The 15,645-nt window shown below is 69.7% G+C and carries 14 protein-coding genes; 10 read left to right on the forward strand and 4 right to left on the reverse strand.

Annotation, left to right across the window (positions count from 1 at the left end; translation table 11 throughout):
• Positions 1-31: 31 nt before the first annotated feature.
• The 5 genes from B0I28_RS12360 to B0I28_RS12380 all read left to right on the forward strand — a co-directional run bounded on the left by B0I28_RS12360 (position 32) and on the right by B0I28_RS12380 (position 5,218).
• The gene (locus B0I28_RS12360; protein WP_106364132.1) at positions 32-1,273 is read left to right on the forward strand and encodes a sensor histidine kinase; all 1,242 of its coding nucleotides are present in this window, start codon (positions 32-34) and stop codon (positions 1,271-1,273) included.
• Between the two features lie 12 nt (positions 1,274-1,285).
• On the forward strand, positions 1,286-1,972 hold the full coding sequence (locus tag B0I28_RS12365; RefSeq protein ID WP_091048759.1) for a response regulator transcription factor: 687 nt from the start codon (positions 1,286-1,288) through the stop codon (positions 1,970-1,972).
• 103 nt (positions 1,973-2,075) lie between these two features.
• Positions 2,076-3,068 carry an L-glyceraldehyde 3-phosphate reductase gene (mgrA, locus tag B0I28_RS12370; RefSeq protein ID WP_106364133.1) on the forward strand — a complete coding sequence of 331 codons (993 nt, stop codon included), beginning with the start codon at positions 2,076-2,078 and terminating at the stop codon, positions 3,066-3,068.
• A 135-nt stretch (positions 3,069-3,203) separates the two neighbouring features.
• Complete coding sequence (locus B0I28_RS12375; RefSeq protein WP_106364134.1) at positions 3,204-3,701, forward strand: PH domain-containing protein; 498 nt, start codon at positions 3,204-3,206, stop codon at positions 3,699-3,701.
• The gene (locus B0I28_RS12380; RefSeq protein ID WP_219926729.1) at positions 3,698-5,218 is read left to right on the forward strand and encodes a PH domain-containing protein; all 1,521 of its coding nucleotides are present in this window, start codon (positions 3,698-3,700) and stop codon (positions 5,216-5,218) included. Before B0I28_RS12375 ends, B0I28_RS12380 begins: the two co-directional genes overlap by 4 nt.
• Here the strand turns inward: B0I28_RS12380 and B0I28_RS12385 are convergent.
• Positions 5,207-6,427 (reverse strand): NAD(P)/FAD-dependent oxidoreductase, encoded by a 1,221-nt coding sequence (locus B0I28_RS12385; RefSeq protein ID WP_106364135.1) that lies wholly within the window; start codon positions 6,425-6,427, stop codon positions 5,207-5,209. The genes B0I28_RS12380 and B0I28_RS12385 overlap by 12 nt on opposite strands.
• 192 nt (positions 6,428-6,619) lie before the next feature.
• On the opposite strand from B0I28_RS12385, the gene B0I28_RS12390 reads away from it, so the two are divergent.
• Genes B0I28_RS12390 through B0I28_RS12400 form a run of 3 tightly spaced genes read left to right on the forward strand, consistent with a single transcriptional unit; the run spans position 6,620 to position 8,114 of the window.
• On the forward strand, positions 6,620-6,934 hold the full coding sequence (locus B0I28_RS12390) for a WXG100 family type VII secretion target (protein WP_106364136.1): 315 nt from the start codon (positions 6,620-6,622) through the stop codon (positions 6,932-6,934).
• A 15-nt stretch (positions 6,935-6,949) separates the two neighbouring features.
• A complete protein-coding gene (locus B0I28_RS12395) occupies positions 6,950-7,447 on the forward strand; it encodes a WXG100-like domain-containing protein (protein WP_106364137.1) in 498 nt (165 codons plus the stop codon).
• On the forward strand, positions 7,437-8,114 hold the full coding sequence (locus tag B0I28_RS12400) for a hypothetical protein (RefSeq protein ID WP_106364138.1): 678 nt from the start codon (positions 7,437-7,439) through the stop codon (positions 8,112-8,114). Before B0I28_RS12395 ends, B0I28_RS12400 begins: the two co-directional genes overlap by 11 nt.
• Before the next feature lie 2 nt (positions 8,115-8,116).
• Here the strand turns inward: B0I28_RS12400 and B0I28_RS12405 are convergent, their stop codons facing one another.
• The 3 genes from B0I28_RS12405 to B0I28_RS12415 form a co-directional block, all read right to left on the reverse strand.
• The gene (locus tag B0I28_RS12405; protein ID WP_106364139.1) at positions 8,117-11,557 is read right to left on the reverse strand and encodes a leucine-rich repeat domain-containing protein; all 3,441 of its coding nucleotides are present in this window, start codon (positions 11,555-11,557) and stop codon (positions 8,117-8,119) included.
• A gap of 105 nt (positions 11,558-11,662) precedes the next feature.
• Positions 11,663-11,932 (reverse strand): hypothetical protein, encoded by a 270-nt coding sequence (locus B0I28_RS12410; protein WP_106364140.1) that lies wholly within the window; start codon positions 11,930-11,932, stop codon positions 11,663-11,665.
• Positions 11,929-12,942 (reverse strand): hypothetical protein, encoded by a 1,014-nt coding sequence (locus B0I28_RS12415; protein WP_106364141.1) that lies wholly within the window; start codon positions 12,940-12,942, stop codon positions 11,929-11,931. The genes B0I28_RS12410 and B0I28_RS12415 overlap by 4 nt, the downstream gene beginning before the upstream one ends.
• Positions 12,943-13,566: 624 nt before the next feature.
• Here B0I28_RS12415 and B0I28_RS12425 point away from each other — a divergent pair.
• Positions 13,567-14,436 (forward strand): ABC transporter ATP-binding protein, encoded by an 870-nt coding sequence (locus tag B0I28_RS12425; protein WP_106364143.1) that lies wholly within the window; start codon positions 13,567-13,569, stop codon positions 14,434-14,436.
• Positions 14,433-15,614 carry an ABC transporter permease gene (locus B0I28_RS12430; protein ID WP_106364144.1) on the forward strand — a complete coding sequence of 394 codons (1,182 nt, stop codon included), beginning with the start codon at positions 14,433-14,435 and terminating at the stop codon, positions 15,612-15,614. Before B0I28_RS12425 ends, B0I28_RS12430 begins: the two co-directional genes overlap by 4 nt.
• The last annotated feature ends 31 nt before the right edge of the window (positions 15,615-15,645 follow it).

Here is a 15,645-nt window from a genome sequence, read left to right on the forward strand (position 1 = left end):
CGCCGGGCCGTTTCCTGCTTAATCTGGGGTCGTGGCCCACAACGAACCGCAGCCCAAGAGCCTCGGGAGAGGCGTCGGGCGCGTCCTGACCGGTCTCGCCGCCGGTGCCGCTTTCGGCGCCGCCGCGACCGCCCTCATGCGGATCAGGCACCGGGGGGCGCCCCACCCCGAGCCGCGCACCGCGCCCGTCCCCGACACTCGCCCGTGGGAGGCCGCCGTCGGCCTGCTGCGGACCGGCGTGTGCCTGGTCGACGACCACAACCGCGTCCTGTACACCAACCGCGCCGCCCGGGACCTGGGGCTGGTGGACGACCACGAGATCGTGTCGCTGACGCTGCGGGCGCTGCTCGCGCAGGCGCGGCGCTCGGGCCGCTACCGGGACGCCGAGATCGAGGTCCCCAAGCAGGTGATGGGCGAGCCGAGCGCGGTGAGCGTGCGCATCACGCCGCTGCCCGACGGCGTGTCGGTGGCCGAGTTCCAGGACATCTCCGAGCTGCACCGCGTGGAGCGCGTGCGGCGCGACTTCGTGGCGAACATCAGCCACGAGCTGAAGACCCCCGTGGGCGCGATGCAAATCCTCTCCGAAGCGCTCAAGGACGCCGCGGAGGACCCCGACGCGGCCGCGCGCTTCGCCGACCGCATCCGCTCCGAGTCGAAGCGCATGAACCACCTGGTCACGGACCTGCTGGAGCTGTCGCGGCTCCAGGGCGCGGAGAAGCTGCCGGACCCCGAGCCGGTCGAGGTCGACCGGATCGTCATGGAGGCGTTCGACCAGACGCGGATAGCGGCCGAGGAGAAGGGCATCGAGCTCCGGCTCACCGGCATCGAGGACACCGAGGTGCTCGGGAACGAGGCGCAGCTCGTCACCGCCGTGAAGAACCTCGTGGGCAACGCCATCTCCTATTCACCTGAGAACACCACCGTTGAGGTGGAGACCTCGGTGGCGTCCCCCACCGGGCATCTGGCCGGTGTCAAGATGGTGTGCATCGCGGTGCGCGACCAGGGGATCGGCATCCCCGCGGAGGAGCTGGACCGGATCTTCGAGCGGTTCTACCGGGTGGACGCGGCGCGGTCGCGCCAGACCGGCGGCACCGGCCTCGGCCTGGCGATCGTCAAGCATGTGGCGGTCAATCACGGGGGTAGGGTGGAAGTGTCCAGTATGCCCGATGCCGGATCAGTGTTTACCTTGATGTTGCCTGCTCGTTCCCTTCCGTCCGACGCCACGGCACCGGACTCGGCTGAAATCGGAACAAGCCAGCAAGCCGCCCGTTAGGAAGGTTCACTCGTGACCCGCGTGCTCGTAGTTGAAGACGAGGAATCGTTCTCCGATGCCCTCTCCTACATGCTCCGCAAGGAGGGCTTCGAGGTGGCCGTCGCCGCGGACGGCGACGCCGCCATCAAGGAGTACGAGCGCGCCGGCGCCGACGTGGTCCTGCTCGACCTGATGCTGCCGGAGAAGTCCGGCACGGAGGTCTGCCGGGAGCTGCGGGCGAACTCGAACGTCCCGATCATCATGGTCACCGCCCGCGACTCCGAGGTCGACAAGGTGGTGGGCCTGGAGCTGGGCGCCGACGACTACATCACCAAGCCGTACTCCTCGCGCGAGCTGGTCGCCCGCATCCGGGCCGTGCTGCGCCGCTCCGCCGAGCCCGACGACCCGATCGTCACGGTCCTGGAGGCCGGGCCGGTGCGCATGGACGTCGACCGCCACACGGTCACCGTCGGCGGCGGCGACGTGCAGCTCCCGCTCAAGGAGTTCGAGCTGCTGGAGATGCTGCTGCGCAACGCCGGGCGCGTGCTCACCCGCGGCCAGCTCATCGACCGGGTCTGGGGCGCGAACTACGTGGGCGACACCAAGACGCTCGACGTGCACGTCAAGCGCCTGCGCTCCAAGATCGAGCCCGAGCCGGGCAAGCCGCGCCACCTCGTCACCGTGCGCGGCCTCGGCTACAAGTTCGACCCGCACGCGTAAGGGCCCCTCAGGGCCTTCGCCCGCCGTTCACTTCCGAAAATCGCATATCCTATACGATATAGGATATAGGGATAACGCTTGCCGCATCGGATAGGCTGCCTTCGTGACCTACCTTCCCGCGGACGACCGCTACGAGTCCATGCCCTACCGCCGCTCCGGACGCAGCGGCCTCAAGCTCCCCGCGATCTCGCTCGGCCTGTGGCACAACTTCGGCCACACCCGGCCGCTGGAGACGCAGCGGGCGATCGTGCGGCGCGCCTTCGACCTCGGTGTGACCCACTTCGACCTCGCGAACAACTACGGGCCGCCCGGGGGCAGCGCCGAGGAGAACTTCGGACGCCTCCTGGCCGACGATCTCAAGGCGTACCGGGACGAGATCGTCGTGTCCTCCAAGGCCGGGTACTACATGTGGCCCGGCCCGTACGGCGAATGGGGCTCGCGCAAGAACCTCATCGCCTCCGCCGACCAGTCGCTCAAGCGGCTCGGCCTCGACTACGTCGACGTGTTCTACCACCACCGGCCCGACCCGGACACGCCCCTCGAAGAGACCGTGGGGGCGCTCGACGCCATCGTGCGCTCCGGCAAGGCCCTCTACGTGGGCGTCTCGAACTACACGTCGGAGCAGGTCAAGGCCGCCGCCGCGATCCTGCGCGACCTCGGCACGCCGCTGCTCATCGACCAGCCGCGCTACTCGATGTTCGACCGCCGCATCGAGGACGACGACCTGCTGGACGCCCTCGAAGAGGTCGGCGCGGGCTGCATCGTCTTCAGCCCGCTGGAGCAGGGCGTGCTCACCGACCGGTACCTCAAGGGCATCCCGTCCGACTCCCGGGTCGCCACCAGCCACTTCCTCAACGAGGACCGCCTCGACGACGCCACCATGGCGAAGGTGAAGGCCCTCAACGAGATCGCCGCGGCCCGCGGCCAGTCGCTCGCGCAGACCGCGCTCGCCTGGGCCCTGCGCGACGAACGCATGACCAGCGTCATCATCGGCGCGAGCTCCGTGAAGCAGCTGGAGGACAACGTCGCCGCGACCGCGAACCTCGCGTTCACCGCCGACGAGCTCGCCGCGATCGACGCCGCGTCCATCGGATAGCAAGGCCCCCAAAGCGTCAGCGGGACCGTCGCGCGTGCGGCGGTCCCGCGACCGATACCTCGGTATGACGCGCCGCGCCCGGAAATCCACCGCAAGTCGGAAGCCGCGGGCGCGGTCATTTCCTACTATTCGGGCATGACCGCTCCACGGACCGCCCTCCGCCCGCCCCAGCACCAGTTCGATCCGCGCGTCCTGCCCTGGTGGCGCGTGCAGTGCCTCATCGCCACGGCCGTGCCCGTCGTGCCGCTCGCCGTCCTCGGCCTCCTCATCGCCCCGGCCCGCGCCTGGCTCCTCCTCCCCGCCGCCGCGATCCTCGTCTTCGGCGTCGCCGCGTCCCTCGCGATGCCCGTGTGGTGGCACCGCGTCCACCGCTGGGAGGTCACCGACACCGCCGTGTACACGCTCACCGGGTACTTCTGGCGGACCTGGCGCATCGCGCCCATGTCGCGCATCCAGACCGTCGACACCACCCAGGGCCCGCTCCAGCGGTCCTTCGGCCTCTCCACGGTGGTCGTCACGACCGCGTCGTCGGCGGGCGCGGTGAAACTCGAAGGGCTCGACCAGGACCAGGCGTCGGCGCTCGCCGAGCGCCTCACCGAACTCACCGACGCGATCCCCGGGGACGCGACGTGAACGGCATCGAGCACGCCGAAGGCGCCGAGCCCTGGCGCCGCCTCCACCGCGACGGCCTGAAGGTCACCGCCCTGTACATGCTCGGCGTCGCCGTCGGCGCGGGCGTGCCCGTCGCCATCGGCATCGGCTCCGGGCCGGGCCTGCTCATCGCGCTCGCGTTCGTCGTGCCCGGCGCCGCGGTCGTCATCGGCCTCGTCGTCGGCTACGAGTCGATCCGCCTGCGCGTCACCAGATACCGCGTCACCGACGCGCGCGTGGAGATGCACACCGGCGTCCTGTTCAAGACCCGCCGCTCGCTCATGCGCGAACGCATCCGCTCCGTCGACCTCACCGCGAACCCGCTCGAACGCGTCTTCGGCCTCGCGAAGGTGAAAGTGGGCACCGGCGAGACCGGCAGCGGCACCGGATCGACGAACGAGCAGACCCTCACCCTCGACTCGGTCGCCCGCGCCGAGGCCGACCGGCTCCGCGCGGAACTGCTGCGCCGCAGCGCGGTCGAAGCCGGCGAGGACGGCGAGCAGCGCCTCGCCACCTGGCGGCCCGGATGGCTCAAGTACGCGCCCCTGTCGTTCCTGACGCCGATGCTCGCGGGCGCCGCCGTCGGCGCGGTCTTCCAGGTCGCCGACTGGTTCGGGCGCGGCGGCCTGCCCGTGCAGGTCGTCGGCGACCTCGTCGACGAGTACGGGCCGTGGACCGTGCTCGGACTGGGCCTCGTCGGGCTGCTGGTGCTCGGCGCGATCGCCAGCCTTGCGCTGCAAGGCGAAGCATGGTGGGGGCACCGGCTCGACCGCGAGCCGGGCGGGACGCTGCGGGTGCGCCGCGGCCTCTTCGTGTCGCGCTCGCTCAGCCTGGAGGAGGAGCGCATCCGCGGCGTCGAGATCGTCGAGCCGCTCGGCGTGCGCTCCGCGGGCGCCGGACGCCTCGACGTCGTCGCCATCGGCCTCAAGACCGACCAGGAGGGCTCCGACCTGTCGACGCTCGTCCCGGCCGCGCCGCTGCCCGCCGTCGTCGACGCGGCCGAAGCCGTCGTGGGCCCGGTCGACTGCGCGCTGACGCCGCACCCGCGGACCGCGCGGGCGCGGCGCCTGCGCTGGGCCGCCGTCGCCGTCGTCGTGCTCGCCGCCGCGGCGACCGTGCCGCACCTGCTGTGGGACCTTCCGGCGCTGCTGAGCGCCGCCATCGTCCTCGCGGCGGTGCTGGCCTCGGTGTTCGCGGTGTGGACCGCGTTCGACTCCTATGCGTCCCTGGGCCATGCGCTCACGGAGCGGCACCTCGTGTCGCGGCGCGGGAGCACCCGGCGCGCCACCGTCCACTTGGACCGGTCGGGGATCATCGGCTGGCGGCTCACGCAGTCGGTGTTCCAGCGGCGCATGGGCCTGATGACGCTCGACGCGACCACCGCGGCCGGAAAGGGCCACTACGCGGTGATCGACGCCGACGAGCACGAGATCCTCGACTTCGCCGCCGAGGCCGTGCCGGACCTGCTGCGGCCCTTCGTAGTCAGGTCACCTGAATGACCGGAGCGCGTCCTCGCCGGGCGGCTCCTCGGCCCGGATGAGCGCCTCGATCTCGCCGATCCGGTCCCACGAGTTGACGGCCATCCCGGCGAGGACGCGCCCGGAGCTGGTCCAGAACGCCACGAATTCGAGCGACTCGACCGAGCCGGAGACGACGACGGAATCGTAGGCGTCCGGTCCGGCGACGAACCCGAGGTACTCCATGCCCAGGTCGTACTGGTCGGTGAAGAAGTACGGCAGCTTGTCGAAGGCCGCGTCGGAGCCGAGCACGGCCTTCGCGGCGTGCTCGCCGGTGTCGATCGCGGTCTGCCAGTGCTCCACCCGGATCGGGCGGCCGTAGTGCGGGTAGGGGGCGCTCGCGACGTCGCCCGCGGCCCACACGTCCTCGGCGCTGGTGCGCAGGGTCCCGTCGACGGCGAGGCCGCCGCCGAGCGCGCGCTCGCGCTGTTCGAGGCCCGCGGCCGCGGCGAGCCCGGCGTTGGGGACGACGCCGACCGCGACGAGCACCAGGTCCGCGTCGACGCGCTCCCCGTCGGTGGTCTCGACACCCACGGCGCGGCCGTCCTCGCCGAGGATCTTCGCGATCTCGGTGCGGCGGTGCAGGTCCACGCCCTTGTCGAGGTGCAGCTGCGCGAACACCAGGCCCATCTCGGGGCCGAGGACGCGTTCGAGGGGCTGCGCGCCCATCCCGAACAGCGTCACGTCGCGGCCGAGCTGCCGGGCCGACGCGGCGACCTCCATGCCGATCCAGCCGTCGCCGACGATGACGACGCGTCCCTCGCCGCCTTTCAGTTCGGCCGCAAGGAGGTCGGCGTCCTCGACGGTGCGCAGCAGGTGCACGCCGCGCAGGTCCGCGCCCGGCACGGGCAGGGCCCGGGGGCTCGACCCGGTGGCGAGGATCAGCTTCGCGTAGTCGAGGCCGCTCCCGTCGGCCAGCGCGACCCGGTGCGCGGCGGTGTCGAGCCCGGTCGCGGGCGTGCCCACGCGCAGGTCCGCGTTCTGGCGGTACCACTCCTCGTCGACGGTGAACAGGGCCCCGCGCCCGGCGTCCCCGCGCAGGTAGTCCTTGGACAGCGGCGGCCGCTCGTACGGGCGGTGCGGCTCCCCGGTGACGACCACGAGATCGCCTTCGTATCCCTCGTCGCGGAGGGTCTGCGCGGCCTTGGAGGCGGCGAGGCCGCCTCCGACGATGACGTACGGTGCACTCATTTGCGGCTCCGGCTCCCGTAGGCGGTTGATCCGCCTCCCATTCTTACTCCGAACGGGTGACCGCGGCAGCCGGTGCGCGGATACGGGGAGCGTTCCCCCGCTTGACCGTCTGGACCGTATTGAGCCGGGTTCGCATCATTTAGGGGACCGGAGGGCGCGGCGGTGGCTGGTTTCAGCATCGACCCAGAGACCATGCGGAAGTCGGCCGACGAGCTCGACGCCGGCAAAGAGGAAGTGCAGGCCCTGCTCGACGAGTTCACTGCGGCGCTGGAGCAGTACGCCGACGGGTTCGGCGGCGACACCATCGGGTCCCTGGCGGGCATGGCGCACCAGGCGTGCACCGACGCGGTCAACGAGTGCTTCACGACGAACATCGAGGAGATCGGCCAGATCGCGGTGGCGCTGCGGGAGATGGCCGACGGCCACGAGGCCGGCGACGACGAGTCCGCCCAGTCGTTCAAGCAGCTCGCGGGCGAGCTCGGCGGCACCGCGACCGGACCGAAGTAGGAGACGCGGCGACCAATGGGCATGCAGCTGCCGTCGGAACTCATCAGCATCATGGGCGCGCTCGGCTACGAATGGCCCGAGTCCGATGAGGAGAAGATCTTCAACACCGCCGGGGAGTGGACCGGCATGGCCGACCGGATCGCCGGCCGGGTGGAGTCGCTGAACAACGCGGCGAGAACGCTGGTGGAGAACAACTCCGGCGCCGAGATCGACGCGTTCAAAGAGGAGTGGGACGACAAGGAGTCGGCGGTGCGGAACATCGCCGACGCCGGCGACCCGGCGAACCTCATCAACATCGGCCTCACGATCGCGGCGGGCATCGTCCTGGCGCTGAAGATCCAGGTGATCGTGCAGCTGGCGATCCTGGCGTTCCAGATCGCGCAGGCCATCGCGACGGCCGCGATCACGTTCGGGGCGTCCCTGCTCCAGATTCCTATTTTCAAGACCATCACGGGGCTCATCCTCGACCAGTTGATGGGCGTGGCGATCAATGCGGTGATGAATGGGCGGTAGGAAGCGCAAGACTCCGAAGCCGCAGCGGGACGTCCCGGGGGCCGCGGTCGTCTCGAACATCCTCAAGGACGGGGACACGCTGCGCCCCGCCAAAGGCGGCGACTTCAGTGGGAAGGCCCCGGACGCGCCTGACGCCCCGAAGCCCAGGCCGGACCCGGTGCCGGACCGCCCCGACTTCGTTCCGGGCCCGGGCGAGCGCCCGATCCTGAACCCGCCCGCGGGCTTCAAGGACAAGGCCGACTTCGAGCGGTTCCGGGACCGCCTGAACCAGGGCCTGCACGACGCGGGGTACGACGACGCGAAGGTCATGCTCCAGGGCTCCGCGACCGACGGCGTGAGCCACAACCCGGCCAAGGGGAGCCGACCGTTCGACGGCGGCGGCAAGAAGAGCGACTACGACCTCACCGTCGAGAGCAACAAGCTCGTGGACGCCGCGAAGGACGCCGGGATCGACATGCGCAACGGCGGCCGCCGCACCGGGCCGATCGAGCGTGACAGGGACCTTGAGAAGGTCGGGTTGAAGGACCTCCACAAGGAGCTCACCGATATGACGGGCGGACGCCCTGACGACCAGGTCCTCATCTACATCGACGGCACCATCTCAGTCGACGGCATCGCGGGCCTCCAGACCCCTGCGGGCGTCATCGAACTCCTGCGCGCCCGCTGACCTCACTCCTCGGCGCCGCCCATGTCCGGGAGTCCGGGATTGAACTCGGCCTCGAAGCGGGGATGTACCCACATGTACCGGCCGCGGTGGCGGACGCGGACGAGGCCGCCGTAGGTTGAGTCCTGTTCACGGACCCAGGCTTGGAGATAGCTGAGGTGAGATCGCGCCTGTTCGGCACCCACGGCGACCAGCCGGTCCCGGTGGTTCAGACTCGGCACGGATTCATCAGGAAGCGCGACCCTGAGCGCAATAGCCATTGCGCTGCACCAGGGCAGCGCCTCATGCAGCCACACTTCCGGAACCTCGACGAAGTAGCCCATCCTTGCCTGTTGGTACGGCGCCGGAGACCGTGAGTGCTCGCACAAGAACTTCACCCGCAGCGGCACGACCGTGTGGCCCGAGCCGAGTTCTCTAGGCTTCCCGTCTGCGGCGATCGTGACCAGGCGGGGCCCATTGGCGGCTTCACTCTCGAACGCCTGGAGGAGGTCTTGGAGGTAGGTCTCCGCATGGGTGATGAGCCGCTTGCCGGTCTGTGCCGCAAACTCAGGGCTGAGTAGTGTTCCGACAGCCGTCTCGAAGCGCTCGTCGGGGTCGACCGGCGCGACCACGCCGCTCAGGAGGTCCTGGATCGCGACATCCTCATCGCAAGAGCCGCAGGTGATCTCGCGCTTGCCCTTCAGCCGCCGGTTGAACAGCCGCTCGATTTCCCACTGTCCTGCCTGCCGCCCTTCGGGATCGTTGCAGTTGCCGCCGCAGGAGACGTAGGTGCGGACCTTCACGCCCTGCCAGAATTCGGCGACGTGGCTCTTGATCTCCTCGATGACCAAGGTGAGGAGGTAGTCCGGGACCACGGCCTTGACCGAGACGATCAGCCGGTTCCGGTCGAGCTTGATGAGCGCCCGGCCGTGGAGGCCGTGGTCGATCACCAGGCCGCCGGTCCAGTGGAGGCTGTCCTCGTACCGTTCGCGCCCAAGCGAAAGGGAGTGCAGCCGCACGATGAGCCGGTAGATCAGGCCCTCGGGGATGTGGAAGTTGTCCGAGGCGTCGCTGAACTTGCAGATCCGGGTCTGGACGGCGAGGTCGCCGCCGTAGTCGTGCCATGCCTTCAGTGAAGGCGTGGTGGGGTCGACCAGTTGCGCGATGAGGCTCGTCGGCGGCCGACCGCCATGGCCCCCGCCGCCGACGCGGTACGAGATTTCGTACTCCTCCATGAGCCGCAACAGGACCCGATGGACCTTCTCCGGATAGCGCAGGTGCGGCGGGTTGGTCGGGTCGTTCCAGATCTCCTTCAGGCGGGTGTGCTCAACAAGTCCGTGGTTCAAGACGGTCCGTCCGTCATCGAGGACCAGGCTGACCGCCGTACTGAGCCAGTCGCCCTTGAGGACCACCAACTGGTCGAGGCCGGGAATGTCCGGGTAGTGGCACCAGTGGCCGAGGTCCGTGGCCACGGACGCGAGGGTCTTCGCTGACGCCTCGGCAAGTCCGTGCGCGGCGGCCCGAGCAAGGTAGTCCGGGTATTCGAGGTACGGCTCGGGAACCCGATGCAGGTCGTCCTGGAAGCGGCGCCAGCTCGCGGGCAGTTTCCGGGAGAAGTACGGAAGCTCGGAGGCGGTGCGCTGCACGGCGGACTTCAGGTCCTCGATCCCGGCGCCGGTGCTGCTGTCGACGTGGTGGAAACCCACGATGACATCGCCGTGGAGCTGCCGGAGCCGGTGCTCGTCGATATGCGCGAACCGGTCCTTCGGTCCCCCGTGGGTCGCGACGACATGCACGCGGACATCGTCCCCGGCCCGCCTTCGGATCAGCTCGATCCACTCTTCGACGTTGTCCTGCCGCGGCCCGTGCCGGGGCTTCCAGACCACGAGGTAGACGGCAGGAGCCGTGAAGAAGAGCTGATGCGTGGGCCGGTAGGTCTCCTGGCCGCCGAAGTCCCACGTGTTCAATACGCACTCGTCGGCGGTCTCGCGCGAGAGCGTCAGCGCCCTGACCTCGATGCCGTGCGTCGAGGAGCGGTCGGCCTCGAACGGCTCCCCCAGCATCGCGGACAGCAAGGTGCTCTTGCCGACCGCGCCTTCGCCGACGAGCACGAGCTTCGCTTCACGGACTGCGACGCCGTCAGCGGCGACCTCCTTCAGGAAGGTCATCAGCCCGTCTTCACCGCTCGCTTCAGCGGCGGCCATCTCCGGAGGGAGCGGGTTGTCGGATGCGGAGAACTGCTCCAGGTCGGGGAACCCGGCGATCTGCTCGGGGAGGGCGCGCAGTCGGTTGTCGCTGAGGTCGAGGCTCGTGAGCCGGGTCAGGTTGCCGACGGACTCGGGAATCGCGGCCAGCGCGTTGTTGCGGAGGTCGAGCAGGGTCAGCGAGGCGAGGTCGCCGATCGAGTCGGGCACCGAGCCGAGGCGGTTGTCGCAGAGGCGGAGCATGGTGAGACTGGAGAGGCCGCCGATGGAATCGGGCAGCGAGGTCAGCCGGTTGTACGAGAGGTCGAGTTGGGAGATGCCGGTGAGGTTCCCGATCGACTCCGGGACCGAGGCGAGCCGGTTCATGCTCGGGTCGAACTCGGTGAGCGCGGTGAGATTGCCGATCGACTCCGGAAGGGCTTCGACGTCGTTGTCCCAGAAGCTCAGGCGCTCAAGTGCGGTCAGGTCGCCGATCGAGTCGGGCAGGGAGCGCAATTCATTGTCGCGGCAGGTGAGGCTGGCGAGGGCGGTCAACCGCCCGATTCCGTCCGGCAGCGCGGTGAGTCGGTTGTCGTCGAGGTCGAGCTTGGTGAGCCCGGTGAGGTTCAGGATCGACTCGGGCAATGCGGTGAGCCGGTTGTCCTCCAGGTTCAGGCTCGTGAGCGCGGTGAGGTTCCCGATGGATTCCGGCAGCGATGCCAGGCGGTTGGCGTTCAACGTCAGGTTGGTGATGCCCGTGAGCTTTCCCAGCGACTCGGGGAGCGCTTTGAGGTCGTTGTTGCTCAGATGCAGCAGTGTCAACCCGGTGAGGTTCCCGATCGACTCCGGCAGTTCGCGCAGGTCGTTGCCGTAGAGATTGAGATGGGTGAGCGCCGTGAGGTTCCCGATCGACGCCGGGATCTCCTCGATGTCGTTCCGCGCGAGGTCCAGCTGGGTCAGTGCGGTCAGCTCGCCGATCGACTCCGGGACCCGGGTCAGTCGGTTCTTGTCCAGGTCGAGCGAGGTGAGCGCTCGAAGGCGGCCGATCGACTCCGGCACCTCGGCCACCAGGTTGTCGAACAGGTCGAGCCTGGTGAGCTCGGTGAGACCCCCGATCGCATCAGGCAAGGAGGTGATCCGGTTGTCCTTGAGGTCCAGCTCGGTGAGCCAGGTCAGCTCGCAGACCTCCTCCGGGAACTCCCGCAGGTCGAGATCGGAGAGGTCGAGGACGGTCTGCTTGGTGCGCTTGGCTTCACGAATGCGGCGAACGGCCTCGTCGAGCATCGAAAGGGGCTCTTCCTGCGGGGAGACAAGGAAACTCCCATTCTACTGAGCCCGCACCCGGCGGGAATCCCCCGAATCGCACTCGGGACGGCGCCCGGCCCGCCGTCAGGGTTCGGGGCGGAAATCGTAGTAGGTCATGTTGCGGGGTTCGAGGAGGGCTTCCATGAAGAGGTCGGGGTGGTCGGCGGTGACCACGGCGCCGAGGCGTTGGTGGAGGATGCCGTCGGTGAGGTAGTCGCGGGCCATGCGCTCCCAGCGGTCGTCGAGGATGTCGAGGGTGATGCCGTCGTCGGTCCGGGAGTAGACGGCGACCTTGCGCATGCCGTCGGCCTGGAGGGAGTAGAAGCCGATCTTCTTGGGAACGTCGCTGGTCACGGTCTCGTCTCCCTTGCCACGTAGAGCGGATGGGCCTCGGTGATGCGGCCGGGCCAGTTGGCGCCGGTGATGCCGCCGTTCTGGCGGATCTCGTCGAGGCGGCTGATCGCGCCGTCGACCGCCCGGTCCTCCAAGCCTAGTCGTGACAGGTCGTCGCCGAGCTGGTCGGCGTCGACCCGGTTGAGACCGTCGATGATGTCCTGGTCCAGGTAGTTGCCGTACTCGTTGGCGACGAAGTCGGAGCGGATGCCGCGGATGGGTCCGCGGTCGAAGGAGTCCTGGTCGACGGGGAAGCTGTAGCCGTGGTCGATGGGGACGACGCCGCCGTTCTGGTCGGTCAGGTAGTTGCCGTTGTGCCGGTCGCTGTTGCCGATCACGTAGTCGAGGACGGCCATGCGCTGCTGCTCCGAGGAGGTGTAGTCCCCGGGGTCCATGCTCCCGGTGTTCGGCACCGCCATGCGCTGCAAGGAGCCGGGGCCCTGCGGCCCGTCCCACATGGTCGTGGCGGGGGTGAGGCCGAGGCCGAGGTGCCGGTCCACGACCGAGGCGCCCGCTTCGCGCGGGGCCAGCCCGGAGGGCGGGACACCGGTCACGGTCGTCGTGTCCTCGCCGGTCACGGGCTTGTAGAGGCCCTGCGAGCCGTCTTCGAAGGTGACGACGTGCGCCTCGTTGAGGTGGGCGTTGGCGTTCATCGGGGAGATGTCGACGACCCGGAGGTCCATAGGGTCCGGCCAGGGCGCGGTGTGGTGGGGCGGGGTCGGGCCGGTCGCTCCGGGCCGGCCGCCGGGCGCGGCGGTCGACGGCGTCGCCGACGGCTGCGGGCTGCTGGAGGTGTTCGAGGGGCGGGCGGCGGCGAGGCGCTCCCGGGTCGCGCGGGAGTCGTCGGCGTGGCTGCGGCCGGGAAGAGGGCTGCGCGAGCGGCTCGGGGTGCCGTCGTCCGAGCGGGTGTTCGGGGAGTCGGTGTCGGGCGTGCCGGTGCGGGGCGCGTCCGAACCGTGGTGGCGGGTCATGGCTGCTCCGTTCCGCTGGGAGGCCGAGTGTCGCGCTCGGCCCGGCGGTGGCTACATCCCCGGAATATAGGCACGATTCATCCACAGTGGGGTCCGTGGATGCGGCGCTTGGAACCTCTTGTGGGGCGATGCGATCAGCGGGGCCGCATTGATCGAGATCGGCACGTTTCCGGCCCTCGCGGGCACGCCGAGCCGCACGGCCCCGCAGGCGTCGAGCCCTACGTACTCGGCGGGAGGTCCGGCGGCGAGGCGGGCGGCCTCGCAGCGGGTTTCGTCGGGGGACGGGAGGGCTGCGGCCACGGCGTCGACAGCGGCGTACTGGCCGACGCCTTCGTGGAGGGCGGCGCGCAGGAGCAGGGCAGAGCAGGCCGGTCGGTTCGCGCCATGCTGCTCTCCCTCTGGCCCGTCGGTGCGGCCCCCGCACCGACGCAGGAGCCCGCTGCCCAGGTTAGGGTCTTCGGCCGCCGTGAAGCGGACGAATCGGCATACTGTCCACTGGCCGTCCGGCCGGTGCCGGCGCCGCGGCCCAAGCTCACGTGATTACTTCTCGGGAATGAAGCGGGCCGGGCCGGAATCCCTCTCAAGCAGGAGGAACCCGCCCGCGTCCGCGCCTAGGGTGAAGTCATGTTGGAAATCAAGGACCTGCACAAGCGGTTCGGCGACACCGTTGCCCTCGACGGGGTGTCGCTGTCCGCAGCCCCGGGCGAAGTCGTCGGATTCGTCGGCGCCAACGGGGCCGGGAAGACCACCACCATGCGCATCGCGATGGGCGTCCTCGCGGCCGACTCCGGCCAGATCGTCTACAACGGCGCGCCCCTCGGCGTCGAGCAGCGCCGCCGCTTCGGCTACATGCCCTCCGAACGCGGCCTCTACCCCAAGATGAAGACCGGCGAGCAGGTCGCCTACTTCGGCGAGCTGCACGGGATGACGAAGGCCGAGGCGAAGCGCTCCGCCGCCGAGCTGCTGGAGCAGCTCAACCTCACCGACCGCATGGGCGACTTCGTGCAGGACCTGTCGCTGGGCAACCAGCAGCGCGTCCAGCTCGCCGTCTCCCTCGTCCACGACCCCGAGGTGCTCATCCTCGACGAGCCGTTCTCCGGGCTCGACCCGATCGCCGTGGACGTCATGGGCAACGCGCTCAGGGACCGCGCCGCCGCCGGGGCGCCCGTCATCTTCTCCAGCCACCAGCTCGACCTCATCGAGCGGCTCTGCGACTCCGTCTCCATCATCGGCAACGGCCGCATCATCGCCTCCGGGTCGGTGGACGAGCTGAAGGCCAAGGAGGTCAAGCAGCTGCGCATCAGCGTCGACGCCGACGAGGACCTCACCGCGAAGTTCACCGGCACCGTCACCCGCGACGGCGACGACTACCTCATCGAGGACGGCGACGACCAGGAGGCCCTGCGCATCGCCGCGGCCGCCGGGCGCGTCACCCGCTTCGCCTACGACCAGCCCACCATCGCCGAGATCTTCCGAGAGGCCGTGACCCGATGACGCAGAACGAACCCTCCCGACTGCGCGGGCTCCTGCTCGTCGCCGGACGCGAGATCCGCGTCCGCGGCCTCTCCAAGTCCAACGTCATCAGCCTCATCGTCACCGTCGTCATCGTCGGCGTCCTCGCCGCGCTCCCGACCCTCATTGGCGGGAACTCCGAGGATGAGAAGATCGGCCTCGCCGGGGACACCGCCCCCGCCATGCAGGCGCAGCTCGAAGCCATGGGCGGCTTCGACATCACGATGTACGACAGCGCCGACGAGGCGGAGAAGGCCGTCGAGGACGAGACCGTCGACGCGGCCGTCGCCGACGGGTCGCTGTACAGCCGCGACGGGGTCGGCAACGAGGTCGAGGCGAAGATCGACGCCGCCTGGCAGGCCGCGAGCGTTCAGACGAACCTCGCCGACGCCGGGCTCAGCGACCAGCAGATCGCCGACGCGCTCACCGTGCAGCCCCTGGAGTGGGTGACCCTGGAGTCGGAGGGCGGCGTCGGCAGCACCCTCGACTACTTCACCGGCCTCATCATCTCCATCATCATGTTCATGATGCTCATGACCCCGGTGCAGTACATCGCGATGGGCGTCGTCGAGGAGAAGTCCAGCCGCATCGTCGAGATCCTCCTGACCAGCCTCAAGCCGTGGCAGCTCCTCGGCGGCAAGGTCATCGGCCTCGGCGTCATCTCCCTCGTCAACCTCGTCGCCATGGTCGCCGTGGGCCTCGGCGTCTCGGCCGCCACCGGGATGCTCGACGACCTGCCCGCGGGCACCGCCTCCGCGGCGGTCTCCACGATCGGCTGGTGGCTCATCGCGTTCGCCCTGTTCGGGACGCTCGCGGGCGGCGTCGGCTCGCTCGTGTCGCGCCAGGAGGAGTCCGGGTCGGTCCTGACCCCGCTCATCATGTCGCTGACGCTCAGCTACCTGGGTGCGATCTTCCTGCTCAACGCCCCGACGAGCACGTTCGCGGAGGTCCTGTCGATCGTCCCGCCGTTCTCCGGCATCGCGATGCCCACCCGCATGGCGATCACCGACGTCCCGGCCTGGCAGATCGGCCTCTCCGGCGTCCTCCTCGCGCTCGCCGCGGCCGGGGCGCTCGCACTCGGCTCGCAGCTGTACAAGCGGTCCGTCCTGTACACGGGCTCGCGCATGAAGATCAGCGAGGCGCTGCGCCGCGCCGCCTAGCGGCACCAGCGGAAAGGGCCCGGGAGGACAT

Origin of the sequence: Glycomyces artemisiae (genome assembly GCF_003002955.1) — a bacterium.
GTDB lineage: Bacteria > Actinomycetota > Actinomycetes > Mycobacteriales > Micromonosporaceae > Glycomyces > Glycomyces artemisiae.

What these genes read in the sequence shown, in the direction of transcription:
- B0I28_RS12375 (WP_106364134.1), top strand. Translation starts at nt 3,204, where the DNA reads ATGACCGCTCCACGGACCGCCCTCCGCCCGCCCCAGCACCAGTTCGAT.
- B0I28_RS12385 (WP_106364135.1), bottom strand. Translation starts at nt 6,427, where the DNA reads ATGAGTGCACCGTACGTCATCGTCGGAGGCGGCCTCGCCGCCTCCAAG.
- B0I28_RS12390 (WP_106364136.1), top strand. Translation starts at nt 6,620, where the DNA reads ATGCGGAAGTCGGCCGACGAGCTCGACGCCGGCAAAGAGGAAGTGCAG.
- B0I28_RS12395 (WP_106364137.1), top strand. Translation starts at nt 6,950, where the DNA reads ATGGGCATGCAGCTGCCGTCGGAACTCATCAGCATCATGGGCGCGCTC.
- B0I28_RS12400 (WP_106364138.1), top strand. Translation starts at nt 7,437, where the DNA reads ATGGGCGGTAGGAAGCGCAAGACTCCGAAGCCGCAGCGGGACGTCCCG.
- B0I28_RS12405 (WP_106364139.1), bottom strand. Translation starts at nt 11,557, where the DNA reads ATGCTCGACGAGGCCGTTCGCCGCATTCGTGAAGCCAAGCGCACCAAG.
- B0I28_RS12415 (WP_106364141.1), bottom strand. Translation starts at nt 12,942, where the DNA reads ATGACCCGCCACCACGGTTCGGACGCGCCCCGCACCGGCACGCCCGAC.
- B0I28_RS12425 (WP_106364143.1), top strand. Translation starts at nt 13,567, where the DNA reads ATGTTGGAAATCAAGGACCTGCACAAGCGGTTCGGCGACACCGTTGCC.
- B0I28_RS12430 (WP_106364144.1), top strand. Translation starts at nt 14,433, where the DNA reads ATGACGCAGAACGAACCCTCCCGACTGCGCGGGCTCCTGCTCGTCGCC.